The following is an 18,070-nucleotide window of genomic DNA, read 5'->3' on the forward strand; positions in this document are numbered from 1 at the left end:
GCCAGACCGACATTCAGACTGAAGTGAAACGGAGGCATGAAACGTGAGCAATCAGCAGCCCGCACCCCTGAAGGTCGGCGTTGTGGGGATCGGATGGGCCGGTCAACAGCACATCAAGGCCTACAAGAATATTGACGGCGTGGAGCTCGTGGCCGTTGCCGCCCAGGAGGCGGACCTCCTGGGCAGCCTCAAGGACGAGTACGGCATTCCCCACACGTTCGCCCGCTGGGAGGACCTGATCGGGTTCGAAGGACTCGACGCCGTCAGCGTCGCCGTGCCCACGTTCCTGCACGCACCGATTGCCATTGCGGCGCTTGAGCGCGGACTGCACGTCCTGAGCGAAAAGCCGCTGGCCCGCAACGGCGAAGAGGGCCGGAGTATGGTCGAGGCTGCTCGCAAGGCCGGCCGCGTCCTGGACGTCGCCTTCAACCACCGCCGCCGGGGCGATATCCAGAAGCTGAAAGGCATCATCGACGACGGCGAACTCGGCCGGCCGTACTACGCCAAGGCATCCTGGCTCCGCCGCCAGGGGATCCCGATGCTGGGCAGCTGGTTCACGAACCCTGCGCTGGCGGGCGGCGGCCCCCTCGCGGACATCGGCGTGCACGTCCTGGACTACTCGCTGCACCTGCTGGGTGAACCGAAAGTGCTGTCTGTCTCGGCCTCCACGCACTCCGAGCTGGGCCCCCGCGGCCTCGGCGGAAACGCCCGGTACACCGCCATGCAGTCCGCCCACAAGTTCGAAGTTGAAGACTTCGCGTCGGCGTTCATCCGACTGGAGGGCGGCGGCACGCTGATCCTCGAGGCCGGCTGGGCGGCGTACCGGGAGGAGGATGACCTGCTGGACTTCACGGTTTACGGTACCGACGGCGGAGCGGAACTGCGCGCCGTCGGGGCCTCCAATGCCCCCGTCGCAGGCCTGCGGATCTTCAAGGAGAAGGACGGCGAGAACGCGGACTACGAGGTGGTGGCGGAGCAGGGCCGCGCGCACGACGCAGTGGTGGAGGACTTTGTCACCGCCGTCCGCGGAGGCGAGACCGAGTGGGGCGCCCACGACGGCTCACTCGCGCTGAGCCGCGCGCTGGTGCTCGATGCCTGCTACAAGTCCGCCCTCGAACAGCGCGAAGTGAGGCTCTGACATGACTGACAAACTCAACATCCTGGTCTGGAACGAAGGCGTCCACGAATCCCGCAACCAGCCTGAAACTATGGCCGAGATGTACCCCAGCGGCATCCACGGCGCCATCGCGGACGGGCTGAAGGGTTTCTACCCGGACTCCGGCATCACCACGGCCACGCTGGCAGACCCGGAGCACGGACTCTCGGAGGAGACCCTGGCCGCGACCGACGTGCTGCTGTGGTGGGGCCACGTGGCCCACGATGACGTCAGCGACGAGGTGGTCGAGCGCGTGCAGCGCCACGTACTGGGCGGCATGGGGCTCATCGTCCTCCATTCCGGCCACTTCTCGAAGATCTTCACCGCGCTGCTGGGCACTACCTGCTCGCTTAAGTGGCGCAACGACGGCGAACGCGAACTCGTGTGGACCGTCAAGCCTTCGCATCCGATTGCCGCCGGTGTGGAAAGCCCCATGGTGATTCCGAAGCAGGAGATGTACGGCGAGCTCTTCGACATCCCGGATCCGGATGACCTCATCTTCATCAGCTCCTTTGAAGGCGGCGAAGTCTTCCGCTCGGGGGTGACCTTCTCCCGGGGCAAGGGCCGGATCTTCTACTTCAGCCCGGGGGACCAGGAGTACCCCGTCTATCACCAGCCCCAGATCCGGCAGGTGATCGCCAACGCGGTGGGCTGGGTGGCGCAGCCGAAGCAGTTCCGGGAAGCGCCGGGAGTGAGCAACGCGCCGCGGGACTGGTACCTGTAACTGAGCACTGACGACCATGTCCTGGCGGGCCGGAGCGCAGCGATGTGACCCGGCCCGCCGACTTTTATTCTTTCGACATAAGCCCGCCGTGATAGCAATGAAGTGATGAAACCGCTTGCCTTTTTCCTGCCGCCAGCCCGGGCCGCACTGTGAGGGCCCCCCTGGGCTCCAGGGTCCCCGGCAGCTGGGTTCTCCTCGCCTGCATAGGACTCATCGCCCTTAACATGCGGGGACCGTTCGTGGCGGTCGCACCCGTGGTGGGTCCGATGCAGCAGGATCTCGGCTTTTCGCCCGTGGAACTGGGTCTGCTCACCGGAATCCCGGTGCTGTGCTTTTCGCTCGCTGCGCCCCTGGCGTCGCTGGCGGCGCGCAGGCTGGGCGCAGAGGTGGCCATCACGCTGACCCTTCTTGGAGTCCTGGCAGGGGTCATCGTCCGGTCCGCCGGCGGCGGCGTGCTGGTGATGCTCGGGACGGTGATCCTGGGCGTGGCCATCACGGTGGGCAATATCGCGGTGCCGCTGATCATCCGGCGTGACTTTTCCTCCCGCCGGCAGGGCACCGCAATGGGCATCTATACCGCGGCCCTCAACATCGGGTCCTTCCTCACCTCGGTGGTCACGGCGCCCCTCGCCGAACTGTGGGGCTGGCGCCCGGCACTGGCCGCCAGCGCGTTGTTCGCTGTCGCCGCAATAGCTTTCTGGGTGCCCGCCGCCGGCCGCGGGTCATTGGTACCCGCCGCCGACGACGGCTCCGGTGGGCCGCCAGCCAGCGGCCGCCCCCCTTCACGCTGGATTACCGTGGGCCTGACCGTCGGTTTCGCCGGCCAGGCCATCTCCTACTACGGCGTCACGGCCTGGCTGCCCACGTTGCTCGCTGACGAACTGGGGATGGCGCCGGCTGCCGCCGGCGCGGGGTCGTCGCTCTTCCAGATTCTTGCGATCGCGGGCGGCCTGGGGGTTCCGATGGTGGCGCGCTTTGCCAGCACGACGGCGGTTGCCCTCACCCTGGGTGCCATGTGGCTGAGCGTGCCGTTGGGACTGCTGGCGGCGCCCCAGCTGTGGTGGCTATGGTCTTCCCTCGGCGGCGCGGCCCAGGGCGGCGGCATCACGGTCATCTTCATCGCCATCATCAAGCTGGCCCGCGACCAGGTCTCGGCCGGCCGGATGTCAGCGGTCGTCCAGGGTGTGGGCTACTGCTTCGCCGCGGCGGCCCCGACTGTCGTGGGCTACGTCCACAGCATCTCCGGCACGTGGTCCCTCCCGCTGCTGCTGATCCTGGGTTCGGTGCTGGCGTTCATCCTGGGAACAACGCTGTCAGTGCGCAAGGTGCCGAAACAGCGCTAGGCACCACCCGCCGTCGCGCCCCTGCCCCGCTCTAAAACCCCTCAGCGCGAACGAACACCTAAGCCCTCCACGCAAAAGCGCGAACGAACACTTAACCCCCCGTGGAAATGGGGCCTCAAGTGTTCGTTCGCGCTGGAAGGTGGTTCCGTTGCCGGGCTGCCTCCCCGGATTTCGGGGGTGCTGTTGCGGAGGCGTGGCAGCCCGGCGGACGGAGATCTCTAGGCGGCTACGAGTTCGTCCTCGATCGCTTCGGCCGTGGCGTCCACGCCCTGGCGGGCCTCATGCAGGTACCGGGCGTACGCCGGAACGGTGAGGAAGCTGGGGAACTTGTCGCTGAGCGTGACTTCCTCAAAGATGTCGCGGGCGTCAGCAAAGCGGTCTCCGTCGAAGCGTTCCAGTGCGGCGAACTCCTCGTCCAGCATGTCCTCAACCCACTGCTTCGTGATGATCTCGCCGTGGTCAGTGATGGCGCGGGAGTAGATCCACTGCCACAGCTGCGAGCGGGAGATTTCCGCGGTGGCGGCGTCCTCCATCAGGTTGTGGATGGCCACGGCGCCGTTGCCGCGCAGCCAGGATTCGATGTAGCGGATCCCGACTTCGATGTTGTTCCGGATGCCCTGCTCCGTGATCGTGCCCTGGGTCGCGGCCACGTTGATCAGGGCGCGGTCGTCGGGGATGACGTCCTCGCGCAGGCGGTCCAGCTGGTTGGGGCGGTCGCCGAGGACGCCGTCGAACACCTCGCGGCACACCGGAACCAGGTCCGGGTGTGCCACCCAGGATCCGTCGAAGCCGTCGGCGGCCTCGCGAGTCTTGTCCGCGCGGACCTTTTCGAAGGCGTTGGCGTTGGCGGCCTCGTCCTTGCGGTTGGGAACGGCTGCGGCCATTCCGCCGATCGCCATGGCGCCGCGCTTGTGGCAGGCGCGCACCAGCTGTTCGGTGTAGGCCCGCATGAACGGTGCGGTCATGGTCACCTGGCCACGATCCGGCAGGACGAAGCGGGGGCCACGTGTGCGGAAGTTCTTGATGAGCGAGAAGATGTAGTCCCAGCGGCCGGCGTTCAGGCCCGAGGCGTGGTCCCGCAGTTCGTAGAGGATCTCCTCCATCTCAAAGGATGCCGTGATGGTTTCGATCAGCACCGTGGCGCGGATGGTGCCCTGCGGAATACCGAGCAGGTCCTGGGCCAGGATGAAGATGTCGTTCCACAGCCGGGCTTCGAGGTGGTTCTCGATCTTGGGCAGGTAGAAGTAGGGACCCTTGCCCTGGGCCAGGAGGCGGCGGGCGTTGTGGAAGAAGTACAGGCCGAAGTCCACGATGCCGCCGGCAATTGGCGTGCCGTTGATGAGCATGTGCTTCTCGGGCAGGTGCCAGCCGCGGGGACGCACCACGATGGTGGGCAGATCCTCGGCGGCGCGGAGCTTGTATTCCTTGCCTTCCGGTGATGTGAAGTCGATGCGGCGTTCCAGGGCATCCGTGAGGTTCAGCTGCCCCTGGATGACGTTGCGCCACGACGGCGTGGAGGAATCTTCCATGTCCGCGAGCCAGACCTTGGCGCCCGAGTTCAGCGCGTTGATGGTCATTTTCTTGTCCACCGGGCCGGTGATTTCGACGCGGCGGTCCTCCAGGCCCGGCGCCGGGGGAGCAACCCGCCAGTGGGGATCGTTGCGGATGGACTCGGTCTCGCGGAGGAAGCGCGGATCCTGGCCCCCTGCGATGTCCTCCCGCCGTGCCTTGCGGGCCCGCAGCAGCTCCTCACGCCGCCCGGTGGTCGCCTTGTGAAGCTTGGCGACGAACGCCAAAGCATCCGGAGTAAGAACCTCGCCCTGCCGGCAAATCGGCTGCGCGGTCAACGTAATCCCGTTGATAGTGAAGTTGTCAGTGAAGCTGTTCATCTCAATTGCTCCTAAATAGGAAGAACGACGGCGACACGCACTCAGGTGCGGTCCTCACCAGGCCGAAGGTGTCGGTGTTGCGGCAGCCTGCGTAAAAGGGGCCCTGTGCCCGGGTCCGTCCTCGCTCAGCGAGGTCGGACCCGGGCACGGGGAATAGCAGGCAGAGCAATGCCGGACCGAAGGCCCCAGGCAAGTCCCGCCGTCGAACGAGTGCTAGTGGAACTGGCCTTCTTCGGTGGATCCCACCAAGGCCAAGGTGGATGCGTTCGGGTTGAGCGCAGTTGCGATGTCGTCGAAGTAGCCGGTGCCGACTTCGCGCTGGTGCTTGGTCGCGGTGTAGCCGCGGGTCTCGGAGGCGAATTCCTTCTCCTGCAGCTCGACGTAGGCGCTCATGCCTTCACGAGCGTAGCCGTGGGCGAGGTCGAACATCGAGTAGTTCAGGGCGTGGAAGCCGGCCAGGGTGATGAACTGGAACGTGAAGCCCATGGCGCCGAGTTCACGCTGGAACTTGGCGATCGTGGCGTCGTCCAGGTGCTTGCGCCAGTTGAACGACGGCGAGCAGTTGTAGGAAAGCATCTGGTCCGGGAACTCGGCCTTGACGGCCTCGGCGAACTTGCGCGCCAGTTCCAGGTCCGGGGTGCCCGTTTCCATCCAGATGAGGTCAGAGTACGGGGCGTAGGCCTTGGCGCGGGCGATGCAGGGTTCGATGCCGTTGCGGACCTTGTAGAAGCCTTCCGGGGTGCGGACCGGCTGTCCCCCTTCGCGGAGGATGAACTCCTGGTCGCGCTCGTCGACGTCGGAGGTGATCAGGGTTGCTGCCTCGGCGTCGGTGCGGGCGATGACGACGGACGGGGTGCCGGCGACGTCGGCGGCCAGGCGGGCCGCGTTCAGCGTGCGGACGTGCTGCTGGGTGGGGATGAGCACCTTTCCGCCGAGGTGGCCGCACTTCTTCTCCGACGCGAGCTGGTCCTCCCAGTGAACGCCCGAGGCGCCGGCCTGGATCATGGACTTCATGAGTTCGTAGGCGTTGAGCGGGCCGCCAAAGCCGGCCTCGGCGTCGGCGACGATCGGCACCATCCAGTCCTCGACCGTCTGGATGCCCTCGGAGAACTCGATCTGGTCGGCCCGGAGCAGGGCGTTGTTGATGCGGCGCACAACCGTGGGGACCGAGTTGGCCGGGTAGAGCGACTGGTCCGGGTAGGTGTGGCCGGAGTTGTTGGCGTCGGCGGCCACCTGCCAGCCGGAGAGGTAGATGGCGCGGAGGCCGGCCTTGACCTGCTGCACCGCCTGGTTGCCGGTCAGGGCGCCCAGAGCGTTGGTGTACCTGCCTTCCTTGTGCTCCTCGGTCAGCTGCTTCCACAGCTTTTCGGAGCCGCGGCGGGCCAGCGTGTGCTCTTCAGAGACGCGGCCGCGGAGGCGGACGACGTCGGAAGCCTTGTAGTCACGGGTCACACCTTCCCAGCGGGGGTTGGCGGCCCACTCGAGCTCCAGTGCGGCGGCCTGCTCTTCGGGCGTCTGCTGGGTGGGCTCAAATGCTGCAGTCATCTTTGTCTCCTAGTTTGTGCTCCGGAAGCCGGCCCGTCCTGCGTCTTTGCAGTCGGGGCCGGCTGGCTCGGTGCGGTGTTTCTTTCCGTGTTCCCCACTTTTCTGCACTTTCGAAGGGGTTACTAGAGGAAAACCATGGAAAGAAATGCACTTCTTCGCGTAAGCTCAAGAAATGCACACAACCAGCTGGAGCCGCCAAGCCGAATCGCCGCCGTCCCCCGCCGCGCCGGACGTCGACGTCATCAGCCTGGGCCGCCGCGTCCGGCACTTGCGCAAAGCGGCAGGGAAGACCCTCGATGACCTCAGTGCCGCCGTCGGGACGGCCCCCAGCCAGCTGAGCCTGATCGAAAACGGCAAGCGGGAACCCAAACTGGGCCTGCTGCAGCAGCTTGCGGCGGCGCTGGGCGTCACCATCGACCAGCTGCTGGGGGCAGAGCCGCCCAACCGCCGGGCGGCGCTGGAGATCGAGCTGGAACGCTACCAGCGCAGCCCGATCTACGAGTCCCTGAACCTGCCCAAAATCCGCATCAGTTCGCGCCTTCCCATGGATGTGCTGGAGTCCATGGTGGGACTCCAGCACGAGCTGGAGCGCAAGCTGAATGAGCAGATTGCGACGCCCGAAGAAGCCCGCCGCGCCAACGGTGAACTGCGGGCCATGATGCGCGAGCGGAACAACTATTTCCCCGAGTACGAGGCCGAGGCCCAAAAGGTCCTGGCGTCCGTGGGGCACACCAGCGGCCCGCTTTCGCATCACGTGATCGCCGACATCGCCGGGCACCTCGGCTTCTCCCTGCACCACGTTGGCGACCTGCCGCATTCCACGCGTTCAGTGACGGATCTTAAGAACCACCGAATTTATCTGACGCAGAATGAGCGCTCGGACCACGATCCCCGCTCCGTGCTCCTGCAGGCGTTGGGCCACTACGTCCTGGGCCACCAGACCCCCACCAACTACGGGGATTTCCTGATGCAGCGGGTGGCCACCAACTATTTCGCGGCGGCCCTGCTCCTTCCCGAGCAGGCCACCGTGGAATTCCTGCAGAAGGCGAAGCTAGCCAAGGAAATAGCTGTGGAGGACATCCGGGACGCTTTCGCGGTGTCCTATGAAACAGCCGCCCACCGGTTCACCAATCTGGCCACCCAGCACTTGGACATCCGCACGCACTTCCAGAAGACGCACAAGAGCGGAATCATCTACAAGGCGTACGAGAACGACGGCGTGACGTTCCCGCACGACCATACCGGCGCCATTGAGGGCCAGTTCTCGTGCAGGAACTGGACCAGCAGGGTGGTCTTCGATGTGGCCGACAAGTTCAGTGCCTACAACCAGTACACTGACACTCCGGCCGGGACCTACTGGTGCACAGCCCGGACGGAACGCTCAGCCAATGGTGAATTTTCCCTCTCCGTGGGCGTGCCGTACGCGCACGTGAAATGGTTCCGCGGGCGTGACACCACCGAGCGATCCAAGTCCACATGCCCGGACGAGAACTGCTGCAAGCGTCCGCCGGCCGCGTTGGCGTCGGAATGGGCGGGCAACGCCTGGCCGTCCGCCCGGGCACACTCGCACCTGCTGGCGGCCATGCCCCCGGGTGCTTTCCCGGGCGTGGACGAGACCGAGGTGTACTCGTTCCTGCAGGCGCACTCCGGGAGCTAGCGCGCGCACGGTCCTGGGCGCTGCCCCGCCCGGCCCCTGTGACGCTCTCTCACGTCCTGCGGGTTGTCGGCGGACGCTCTCTCACTTCCTGCGGGGCGCCCCAAGCTGGGCGGACTATATTGGGCCCTGTCAGCTCATCAACCTGATCGCGGAAGTGTGCACTCATGGCCAAGGAACTCGCCACCCAGCTCATCGAACAACTTCAGGCTGCCGGAGTGCAGCGAATTTACGGGATCGTGGGGGACAGTCTCAACCCGATTGTCGATGCCGTGCGGAAGACCGGCGGCGCGACCAATGGCGGAATCGACTGGATCCATGTCCGGCATGAAGAGGCCGCCGCGTTCGCCGCCGCTGCGGAAGCCCAACTGACCGGCCGGCTTGCAGTCTGCGCCGGCTCCTGCGGTCCCGGCAATCTTCACTTGATCAACGGGCTGTACGACGCGAACCGCTCCGGAGCGCCCGTTCTGGCCATCGCTTCGCATATCCCGAGCAAACAGATCGGCAGCGGCTTCTTCCAGGAAACCCATCCCGACCGGATTTTCAACGAATGCTCCGTGTACTCGGAACTGGTGAGCACAGCGGAACAGGCGCCCCGGGTGATGCACAGCGCGATCCAGCACGCTGTCGCGTTAGGGGGCGTCGCCGTCGTGACCCTTCCCGGCGATATCGCCGGGCTCGAAGCGACGGGCGAAACTCCGCTGCCCGCTGTTTTCCGGCCCGCCACCCTCACCCCGGCCCCGCAAAGCGTCCGGGAGCTCGCCGATGCCATCAACGCGGCGGACAAGGTTGCCATCTTTGCGGGCGCAGGAACGCAGGGCGCCCACGACGAAGTCGTCGCCCTCGCGGAGTTAGTGGGCGCCCCGATAGGCCACTCGCTGCGRGGCAAGGACTTCATGCAGTACGACAACCCGTACGACATCGGGATGACCGGGCTGCTGGGCTATGGCGCCGCGGCCGAGGGAATTGAGGACGCGGACCTGCTGATCCTGCTCGGCACAGATTTTCCCTATGACCAGTTCCTTCCAGGTACCCGCACCGCCCAAGTGGACCGCGCTGCCCACAAGCTTGGCCGGCGGACCGACGTCGACGTCGCCGTCCATGGCGACGTGCTGCCCACGCTCACCGCACTGACGCCCTTGATCACCCGGAAGAAGAGCCGCCGCTTCCTCAACCAGATGCTCAAGAAGCATGACCGGCTCATGAACAAGGCAGTGGGGGCCTACACCCGCAAGGTGGAAAAGAAGCAGCCGATCCACCCGGAGTACGCGGCTTCCCTCCTGGACCAGGTGGCGGCGGAGGACGCCATTTTCACCGCGGACACCGGGATGTGCAACGTCTGGACCGCCCGCTACATCAATCCGCTGGGCACGCGCCGGTTGATCGGCTCGTACCTGCACGGCTCGATGGCCAACGCCCTCCCGCACGCGATTGGCGCCCAACTTGCCTACCCCGGACGGCAGGTCATCTCGGTCTCGGGCGACGGCGGCCTGTCCATGCTGCTTGGAGAGCTCATCACCGTTGCAGCGCATCGTTTACCGGTGAACGTGGTGGTCTTTAACAACTCCACCCTAGGCATGGTCAAACTTGAAATGCTCGTGGACGGGCTGCCCGATTTCGGCGTGGACGTGCCCGACGCTGACTACGCCGCCGTCGCCCGGGCGCTCGGCTTCCACTCCGTCCGCGTCACCGATCCGGCGCGGATCGAGGACGCCTACCGCGAAGCCTTCGCGCATCCGGGACCGTCGCTGGTTGAACTCATCACGGATCCCAAGGCGCTGTCCATTCCGCCGAAGATCACCGGTTCGCAGGTCCTTGGCTTCGCGACCGCCATGTCGAAAGTCGTCCTCAACCGCGGCGCCGGCGAGGCCGTGAGCATGGCGCGGAGCAACCTGCGCAACATCCCGCGGCGTTAGGTTCAGCAGCGGACGACGACGGTGCTGCCGCCGTCGTTCGCCTTCGACGGCGGCTGCCGCGCGGCGGTGGTCACCGCCCGCGGCGCTCGGCCGCCAGCAGCGCCGCCGTCTTTTCGATGAGTCCGTACGGTATGGGCTTGCCCAAGGGGAATTTCAGCGTTCCCTTGGCGGACCGGTACGGGGTGATTTCAGCTTCGAAGTCAGCGTCTCCGGCCGGCACTGGATACACGGAAATATGGTGTGCCCACCCCGCGAAATACACCACATACTTCCCGTCCAGGGTGATGGTCGGGATGCCGTAGCTGATCTCTTCGCCGGAACCCGGCACGGCAGCGGAACACCGGCGCCGGATCTCCTGGAGGGTGCCCTGCACCTCGACGGGGAACGACGCAATGTATTCGTCAACGTTGTTGAAATGGTTTGCCATGCATCGTTCCTCCATCCCTCCAGGTCCCGACGGAACCGCCTCTACTCCGCTTCCGGCATGTCTCGAGGATACGCCGCGGCGGGATCTGAGAGAGCGTTGGCGAAATCGTTGCGAAAAGTGAGAGAGCGTCGGAGCAGGCGAGACCAAACCGACGGCGAACCGTGACCCGGCAGGCATCGAACTGGCGGGGTCAGGCTGGTTGACTGAAGGGAGATGGGCGGGATCCCGTCAAATGCAGGTAAAAGGGGGAGCAATGAAGACATTCCGCATGGCAAGCATCGCGGCTGCAGGGGCGCTTGTGGCGCTGACAGGGTGTGCGGCTTCGTCTCCAGAGCTCCTGAAGGCCGACGGCGTGGAGCGGGTTTCGGTTGACCGCGCCGCTTATCCCGCTGAGCTTCGCTCCTTCCGGGCTTCCGCTTTCGGGCTCGGCGAGGCCCTGATGGCTGACGGCGGCGACGGTGCCAACGGGAACGTGGTGTCCTCGCCCGCGAGCCTCCTGGTTGCCCTCGCGATGCTTCGCGCTGGCGCTTCCGGCGAGACGGCGGCCGAGATGGACAGCGTCCTGCAGCTCCCCGCGGCGAACCGCGATGAGGCCATGAACGCGGTTCTCGCTGCGCTTGGGAAGTTCGACGGCGACCCCGGGGCCGTGGACGAGGACAACCCGCCGCGGAAACCCGTCATGCACAGCGCCAACGGATTGTTCGTGGATAAGGACGTGCCCACCGGGGAGTCCTTCCTGGACACTCTTGCCCGGCACTACGGAACCGGTGTGTATCCCGTGGACTTCAGCGATGAGGGTGCAACGAAGCCCGCCATTGATTCCTGGGTGAACAGGAACACGGGCGGCCGGATCAAGGAAGCCCCCGCCGAATACGATCGCCGGAACACGTTCAGTCTGCTCAATTCCCTGTACTTCGCGTCCGCGTGGAGCGTGCCGTTTGACCCGGGCGAGACCTCGGACCTGCCCTTCAGAACGGCATCCGGCGAGGAAATCGAGGCGCCCGCCATGCACAGCATGCTTCAGATGAAGTACGCGGAAGGGCCAGGCTGGCGCGGGGTGGACCTTCCCTACGCCGATGGTTTCGTCATGCGCCTCGTTTTGCCGGATGCTGCAGCCAACGCCGGGACCGGTTCCCGCCCCGCCTCCGCTGCCGTCACCGCTACACAGCTCACGGAAATCGCGGACGCCTTCGATGCCGCGCCGCTAGAGACAGTGCAGATCCAGCTGCCCCGTTGGGACCACAAATGCAGCTTTGACCTCCGCAAAGTCCTCGAAACCGTGGGCCTGCACAAGACCCTCAGCACCACCGGAGACTTCAACAACATCCAGCCCAAGATGATGCTCACCCAGGCCGCACAAGCTGCCAACATCACGGTCGCCGAAAAGGGCACCATCGCAGCGGCGGTCACCCAGGTCAACGGGATGGTTACCAGTGCTCCGCCGCAGCCGGAGCGGTCCATTGCCTTCGACCGGCCGTTCCATTATCAGATCGTGCACGTTGAAACCGGCCTGCCGCTGTTCATGGGAACCGTGGCCGATCCGCGCTCCTAACCCGACCCTCTCTCAGATCCTGCAGCAAACTCCTGAACGCTCTCTCAGCAGGTGAGAGAGCGTCCGGGTTTTTGGCGCGAAAGGTGAGAGAGCGTCCGGGTTTTGGCGCGAAAGGTGAGAGAGGGTCCTGGCTGAAGGGCCGCTGGGGTTACCGCGGACCGCCCTGCCAGAGCGCATCGAACGGGGCGCCTGAGGCCACACGGTTGCGGATACCTGCAGTGACAAACGACTTGGCAGTCCGTGCTGCCTCGAGGGGAGTCGCACCCTTCGCGAGCTCGGCAGTCACGGCGGCGGCCAGCGAACAGCCGGCGCCGGAGACAGCCACCTCGCCGACTTTCGGCGCGGACAGGACTTCAAGCGTTTCGCCGTCATAAAAGACGTCGACGGCGTCCGGACCCGAAAGCCGGACTCCGCCCTTGGCCAACACGGCTGCCCCGCTGAGCTCGTGGATGCGGACGGCCGCCTCTTTGAGGGTTTCGACGTCGGTGATCTTAACCCCGGAAAGCGATTCCGCCTCGAATTGGTTGGGCGTGACGAACGTGGCCAGCGGCAGAATCTGGGACTTCAGCGCCTGGTCGGTGTCCAGGGCGTGCCCCGGCTCCTGGCCTTTGCAGATCAGCACCGGATCCAGCACCACATTGCTGAACCCGGAGCGGACCAGCGCGGAAGCAACGGTGCCGATGGTGGCCGGGCTGCCCAGCATGCCGATCTTCACGGTGTCCAACACGGACGGTGCGCCGGAAGCGGCACCGTAGGCGGCCGTCGTCGCCTCCAACTGGTGCGCGATGACCTCCTGGTCCACGGGGACGAAGCGGTGGTTCCAGCTGTTCCCGGGATCAAAAGAGACGATGCAGGTTAGGTTGGCTATGCCGAAGACGCCCAGTTCCTGGAACGTCTTCAGATCAGCCTGTGCGCCGGCGCCGCCGGTGGCCTCGGAGCCTGCGATGGTCAGGACGACGGCGGGAGCGGTCCGGTCAGGGGTCTCAGCAACTTCAGCAAGGGTCATGACCCCATCCTGCCACCGGCCACAAAGTGCCTGCATTGTGCGCATGACCAAAAATAAAGGCCCGAGACCAATATGACCAAAAGCCGAGTGGTGCCGGTCACGGGTCATAGGGTGGCGGACGGCGTTGCTTTCTTGCCGCGCTGAATCCAGGAAGGTTCATTGATGAGCACCCAACTGACCGAGACAGCACAGACCCGAAGAGCGGTCGGCAACATCCTCAAAGGCTCCGCCGGCAACCTCGTGGAGTGGTACGACCTCTACGTTTACACAGTCTTCGCGGCGTATTTCCAGTCGCACTTCTTCAGTTCCAAGGACGAGCTGCAGGCCGGGCTCGAGGCCATGGCCGTCTTCTCGACGTCCTTCCTGATGCGCCCCATCGGCAGCTGGTTCTTCGGCCGGTACGCGGACCGCAAGGGGCGCAAGGCCGCGCTGACGCTCAGCGTGACCATGATGTCGGCCGGCTCGTTCGCCATCGCGGTCCTGCCCACCACGCAGCAGATCGGTGTTTGGGCGCTGGTCCTGCTGATCTTCGTCCGCCTGGTCCAGGGCTTCTCCGTGGGCGGCGAATACGGCACGAGCGCCACCTACATGTCCGAGGCCGCCACGTCCAAGCGCCGCGGCTTCTTCTCCAGCTTCCAGTACGTCACGCTCATCGGCGGCCAGATGCTTGCCCTGTTGGTCCTCGTCATCCTGCAGAACGCCACGGACAAGGGCACCCTGACCGAGTGGGGCTGGCGGATCCCGTTCGCAATCGGCGGCGTTGCCGCTCTGGTGGTGCTGTGGCTCCGGCGCTCCATGGAGGAAACGCTGTCCGAGGATCAGGTGCTCGCTGCCAAGGCCCCGGCGGTTGCCGGCGAGGCCCGGCCCGGCAGCATGAAGCTGCTGTTCACCCGGCACTGGAAGCCGCTGCTGATCTGCATCGGCGTCACGCTCGGCGGCACCGTGGCGTTCTACACCTACACCAACTTCATCCTGAAGTTCATGAACGATACGTCCGGCATCGCCAAGACGGACACCTCGGTCATCAACTTCTGGGCGCTGCTGATCTTCATGCTCCTTCAGCCGGTCTACGGGATCATCTCCGACAAGGTGGGCCGCAAGCCGCTGCTCCTCTGGTTCGGCATCACCGGCGTCCTGTTCACCTGGCCGCTGCTGTCCGCGCTGTCCAACACAAAGGACCCGTTCACCGCCTTCCTGCTGATGATGGGCGGGCTGCTGATCGTCGGCGGCTACACGTCCATCAACGCCCTCGTGAAGGCCGAGCTCTTCCCGGCCTCCATCCGCGCGCTCGGCGTCGGACTCGGCTACGCGATCGCCAACTCACTCTTCGGCGGCACGGTGCCCCTGATTGGCGCGGCGCTGCAGAAGTCCGACCAGGTTGACCTCTTCTTCACCTACGTCACGGTGGCGATCGGCATCTCACTTCTGGTCTACATCTTGGCTCTGAAGAACAGGAAGATCACGCACCTGGACCGCGAACAGGGCAACGCCTGGCCGTCGGCCCCGGCGGAACGCAAGGATGACGACGACGATCGCGTCAACGCCTAGCTTCCCGGAATAGTACGACGGCGGGCGGCTGGCTCAGCGGTGACCTTCGGGTTCCAGGGGCCCGGCGGCCCGCCGTCGTCGTAACCCCATGCTTCAGACGGGCTTTGCCCGATACTCGGGTGCGACAATTGGAGGCGGCCCGGCGCTGATGCCCGGGCTTCCAGTGCTAATACAGCCGGCCGACCTGCGTTGTCCTTTCAGAAGGACCTGCGTTGTCCTTTCAGAAGGACCGGGGCGGCCGAGCGAACCACTACGAATGGAACACCCATGACCTCCGCCAAGACCCTCCCGGCCGCAGCACCGCCGAGGTTTGCCTCGATCGGCTCGCCCTACTTCGGCATCATGATGGCCTTGATGGCCGTGGTGCTCATCCTGTCCAACATCGGGGCATCAAAGGGAGTGGCCCTGGGGCCAATCGTCACGGACGGCGGCTTCTTCCTGTTTCCGCTGGCCTACATCCTGGGCGACGTCATCAGCGAAGTGTACGGCTTCAAGGTGGCGCGCAAGGCCATTGTCACCACCTTCGCGTTGTCCGTTTTTGCCTCCCTCTGCTACTGGATCATCATCGCGCTGCCCGGCTTTGACGACGAGTTCGGCGCATCCAAGCAGGCCGCGCTCGAGGGCGCGCTGGGTCCCGTTCCGCAGATCGTGCTGGCCTCGCTGCTGGCATTCTTTGCAGGCCAGACCATCAATTCCTGGATCCTAGTGAAGATGAAGGCCCGCACGGGAGAGAAGTCGCTCTGGGCACGCATCATGGGCAGTTCGGTAGCCGGGGAGTTCGTTGACACGCTCATCTTCTGCAGCATTGCGGCATCCGTCATCGGCATCACGGACTTCGGCACGTTTGTGAACTATGTGCTGGTGGGCTTCCTGTACAAGACCCTCGTGGAGTTCCTCTTCGTCCCGGTGACGGCCCTCGTGATCGGCTGGATCAAGAAGCGCGAGCCGAGCTACGGCGCGGTGCGCCAGGCAGCTTAGCCGACCGGCCGCCGTCGTACTGCTGCACCGAGGTAGCCGGTAAAGTGCGAGTTCGCCGCAAGCTCCCTGTGTGTCACACAACAGCCTGACACACAGGGAGCCTGCGGCGACCCCGCCCGTTTCCGGCGACCCCGCCCGTTTCCGGCGACTTCGACGGCGGCGCGCCCGCCGGCGCAGGCGGCCGAGAGGCGCAGGAGACCTAGGAGTAGTACCGACCCAGCGTCTCGGCCTTGAACCCGAAGAAGTCGCCGGATTCGATGGCCAGCCGGGCGTCGTCCACCATCTTCACCACGAAGCGCTCGTTGTGGATGGAGATGAGCGTGGCGGAGAGCATCTCCTTGGCCTTGAACAGATGGTGGATGTACGCCCGTGAGTAGTTCAGGCAGGCGTAGCAGTCGCAGCCGTCCTGCAGCGGGCCGAAGTCGCGCTTGTACTTGGCGCCGGAGAGGTTGAACCGCCCGTCCGGGGTGTAGAACGCGGAATTCCGTGCGACGCGGGTGGGGGAGACGCAGTCGAAGGTGTCCGCGCCGTTTTCGATGGCCGTGAAGATGTCGTCCGGCTCGGAAATGCCGAGCAGGTGCCGGGGCCTGTTCTCCGGAAGCTCCTCGTTGCACCAGCGCACAATCGTGCCGAGGTTCTCCTTCTCCAGGGCACCGCCGATCCCGTAGCCGTCAAACGGCATGGCACCCAGGTCCCGGCAGGCTTTCCGGCGGAGGTCCTCGTACTGCGCGCCCTGGATCACGCCGAACAGGGCCTGGTACGGCTTCCCCGCGCGCTCCGACGTCAGCCGGAAGTGCTCATCGAGGCAGCGGAGGGCCCACAACCGCGTGCGCTCCAGTGATTCCTCCTGATAGCCGCGCGAGTTCTGCAGCGTGGTGAGCTCGTCGAAGGCGAACATGATGTCCGCACCTATCTGGTGCTGGACCTGCATGGAGATCTCGGGGGAGAACCGGTGCCGGTCCCCGTTGAGGTGGCTCTTGAACCACACGCCGTCGTTGTCCACGTGGGCCAGGCGCTCCTTGCCGGCGGCCACGGCATCGTCGGACACAGTCTGGTCCATGGGGGGCGCCGTCTTCATGTCGATGACCTTCTTGAACCCGGAGCCCAGGCTCATCACCTGGAAGCCTCCGGAATCGGTGAAGGTGGGGCCGGGCCAGTTCATGAATGCGCCGAGTCCGCCGGCCTCATCCAGGATTTCCGGCCCCGGCTGCAGGTACAGGTGATAGGCGTTGGCCAGGAGTGCCTGCGCCCCGAGCTCGGCCATTGACTCGGGCAGCACCGACTTCACGGTCGCTTTGGTCCCGACGGCGATGAACGCCGGGGTCTGGATCTCCCCGTGCGGGGTGGCGATGGTGCCGGTCCTGCCGAGGAATTCGCCACCGTTGGCGGACACCTGTTCGGCGGACGGGCTGCAGGTCTCAGCGAGGCGCTTTCCCACGCGGAACGAGAACTCCGACTGGCGGGCTGGCGGCACTGGTTCAGGATTGGCTGGCACGGTTCCAGTGTGCCAGCTTGCCCCGGCTAAACCTCAGTGGATGGGCTCTGATGTGGGGTAGTTCTCAGCCCGCCAGTCGTCCCACAGGCTGCGGATGGTTTCGAGGCTGTGGGCCCCCAGACCGTAGGTCGAGAGGATCACGAGGGAGCCGCCGTCGGGCCTGACTTCCGGAATCACGGGCTGGTCGGCAACAATCAGGAGGCCATCGCCGTGTTCGGCGTAGCTGTGCACGGTCAGGCCCACCTGGTGGTTGGTTTTGTACCAGACCCGGCCAGAGACTTCCTCGCCCGTGCCCAGGGTCAGCGAATAGTTCTCCCCGGCGGCCGGGATTTCCTTCAGCCCCAGTTTTTCGATCGCCGAGCCCCCGGTGCCCGGAACGGAAAAGAAGCAGGTCCGGCGGGTGCCGTGGGGATGCCGCTCCAAGGCAAACCGCAGCTGCTGGAGGAACGTCAGCCAGCCCTGGGTGATGTCTTCGTCCCAGGCCGCCCACTCGGAGTTGTGGTCCAATGCCGCGCGCGTGACACTGACCTCGGTTCCCGTAGGCACCGGTTTGAGACTGAAGACGTCACCGCCGTCGACGGTCAGCGAAGTGTGGTCCGAGCCCTCAACCACGGTGCTGTTGAAGTAGATCTCATTGATTTCCGCGCTGAGGTCCTCGGCCTCCCAGCCATGCCACTGGGCTACTTTGGCCGGTTCACGCAGCATCGTCCAAACCTGCGGGGCATCAGAATTGATCACAACGCTCAGATTGTTCGTCATGGCCTGAATTTACAACTTCGGTACAGCCCGGGGCTAGAGGAAACAGGGAATCATCCGAAGCCCGCGCCGGGCAGTCAT

General features: G+C 65.3%; 14 protein-coding genes. 8 read left to right on the plus strand and 6 right to left on the minus strand.

The genetic code is table 11. From position 1 onward, the window contains the following. The first annotated feature begins 43 nt into the window (after positions 1 to 43). The 3 genes from AC1D14_RS12080 to AC1D14_RS12090 all read left to right on the plus strand — a co-directional run bounded on the left by AC1D14_RS12080 (position 44) and on the right by AC1D14_RS12090 (position 3,223). Positions 44 to 1,138 carry a Gfo/Idh/MocA family protein gene (locus AC1D14_RS12080; protein WP_230118752.1) on the plus strand — a complete coding sequence of 365 codons (1,095 nt, stop codon included), beginning with the start codon at positions 44 to 46 and terminating at the stop codon, positions 1,136 to 1,138. A 1-nt stretch (position 1,139) separates the two neighbouring features. Next, positions 1,140 to 1,880: a ThuA domain-containing protein gene (locus AC1D14_RS12085; RefSeq protein WP_476881485.1), complete on the plus strand. Its 741-nt coding sequence runs from the start codon at positions 1,140 to 1,142 to the stop codon at positions 1,878 to 1,880. 224 nt (positions 1,881 to 2,104) lie between these two features. After that, positions 2,105 to 3,223: an MFS transporter gene (locus AC1D14_RS12090; protein WP_476875082.1), complete on the plus strand. Its 1,119-nt coding sequence runs from the start codon at positions 2,105 to 2,107 to the stop codon at positions 3,221 to 3,223. Positions 3,224 to 3,441: 218 nt separating this feature from the next. Here the strand turns inward: AC1D14_RS12090 and aceB are convergent, their stop codons facing one another. Beyond that, positions 3,442 to 5,112, minus strand: a complete 1,671-nt coding sequence (gene aceB, locus AC1D14_RS12095) for a malate synthase A (RefSeq protein ID WP_230120461.1) — start codon at positions 5,110 to 5,112, stop codon at positions 3,442 to 3,444. A 213-nt stretch (positions 5,113 to 5,325) separates the two neighbouring features. Continuing rightward, positions 5,326 to 6,657: an isocitrate lyase gene (gene aceA / locus AC1D14_RS12100; protein ID WP_476881484.1), complete on the minus strand. Its 1,332-nt coding sequence runs from the start codon at positions 6,655 to 6,657 to the stop codon at positions 5,326 to 5,328. A 172-nt stretch (positions 6,658 to 6,829) separates the two neighbouring features. Between aceA and AC1D14_RS12105 the strand changes: the two genes are divergently transcribed. Next, positions 6,830 to 8,314 (plus strand): helix-turn-helix transcriptional regulator, encoded by a 1,485-nt coding sequence (locus tag AC1D14_RS12105; RefSeq protein WP_230120465.1) that lies wholly within the window; start codon positions 6,830 to 6,832, stop codon positions 8,312 to 8,314. Between the two features lie 164 nt (positions 8,315 to 8,478). Next, positions 8,479 to 10,227: a pyruvate dehydrogenase gene (locus AC1D14_RS12110; RefSeq protein ID WP_230120467.1), complete on the plus strand. Its 1,749-nt coding sequence runs from the start codon at positions 8,479 to 8,481 to the stop codon at positions 10,225 to 10,227. 70 nt (positions 10,228 to 10,297) lie between these two features. Here AC1D14_RS12110 and AC1D14_RS12115 read toward each other — a convergent pair whose 3' ends face one another. Then, complete coding sequence (locus tag AC1D14_RS12115) at positions 10,298 to 10,654, minus strand: iron chaperone (RefSeq protein ID WP_476968561.1); 357 nt, start codon at positions 10,652 to 10,654, stop codon at positions 10,298 to 10,300. Positions 10,655 to 10,922: 268 nt separating this feature from the next. Here AC1D14_RS12115 and AC1D14_RS12120 point away from each other — a divergent pair, with 268 nt between their 5' ends. After that, complete coding sequence (locus AC1D14_RS12120) at positions 10,923 to 12,206, plus strand: serpin family protein (protein WP_476968562.1); 1,284 nt, start codon at positions 10,923 to 10,925, stop codon at positions 12,204 to 12,206. A gap of 148 nt (positions 12,207 to 12,354) precedes the next feature. Here the strand turns inward: AC1D14_RS12120 and AC1D14_RS12125 are convergent, their stop codons facing one another. After that, positions 12,355 to 13,212 (minus strand): hydroxymethylpyrimidine/phosphomethylpyrimidine kinase, encoded by an 858-nt coding sequence (locus AC1D14_RS12125; RefSeq protein WP_230120479.1) that lies wholly within the window; start codon positions 13,210 to 13,212, stop codon positions 12,355 to 12,357. 162 nt (positions 13,213 to 13,374) lie between these two features. Here AC1D14_RS12125 and AC1D14_RS12130 point away from each other — a divergent pair, with 162 nt between their 5' ends. Further along, entirely contained in the window at positions 13,375 to 14,760 is a 1,386-nt protein-coding gene (locus tag AC1D14_RS12130) for an MFS transporter (protein ID WP_230120481.1), read from the plus strand. A 267-nt stretch (positions 14,761 to 15,027) separates the two neighbouring features. Further along, the gene (locus tag AC1D14_RS12135; RefSeq protein WP_230120483.1) at positions 15,028 to 15,738 is read left to right on the plus strand and encodes a queuosine precursor transporter; all 711 of its coding nucleotides are present in this window, start codon (positions 15,028 to 15,030) and stop codon (positions 15,736 to 15,738) included. Between the two features lie 199 nt (positions 15,739 to 15,937). Here the strand turns inward: AC1D14_RS12135 and tgt are convergent, their stop codons facing one another. Together tgt and AC1D14_RS12145 are read right to left on the minus strand one after the other, a co-directional pair. Then, positions 15,938 to 17,233, minus strand: coding sequence for a tRNA guanosine(34) transglycosylase Tgt (gene tgt, locus AC1D14_RS12140; protein ID WP_230120485.1), 1,296 nt, complete (start codon positions 17,231 to 17,233; stop codon positions 15,938 to 15,940). A 33-nt stretch (positions 17,234 to 17,266) separates the two neighbouring features. Further along, on the minus strand, positions 17,267 to 17,992 hold the full coding sequence (locus AC1D14_RS12145) for an SRPBCC family protein (protein ID WP_230120487.1): 726 nt from the start codon (positions 17,990 to 17,992) through the stop codon (positions 17,267 to 17,269). Positions 17,993 to 18,070 lie beyond the last annotated feature (78 nt).

Source organism: Arthrobacter sp. P1_B11 (assembly GCF_056406715.1).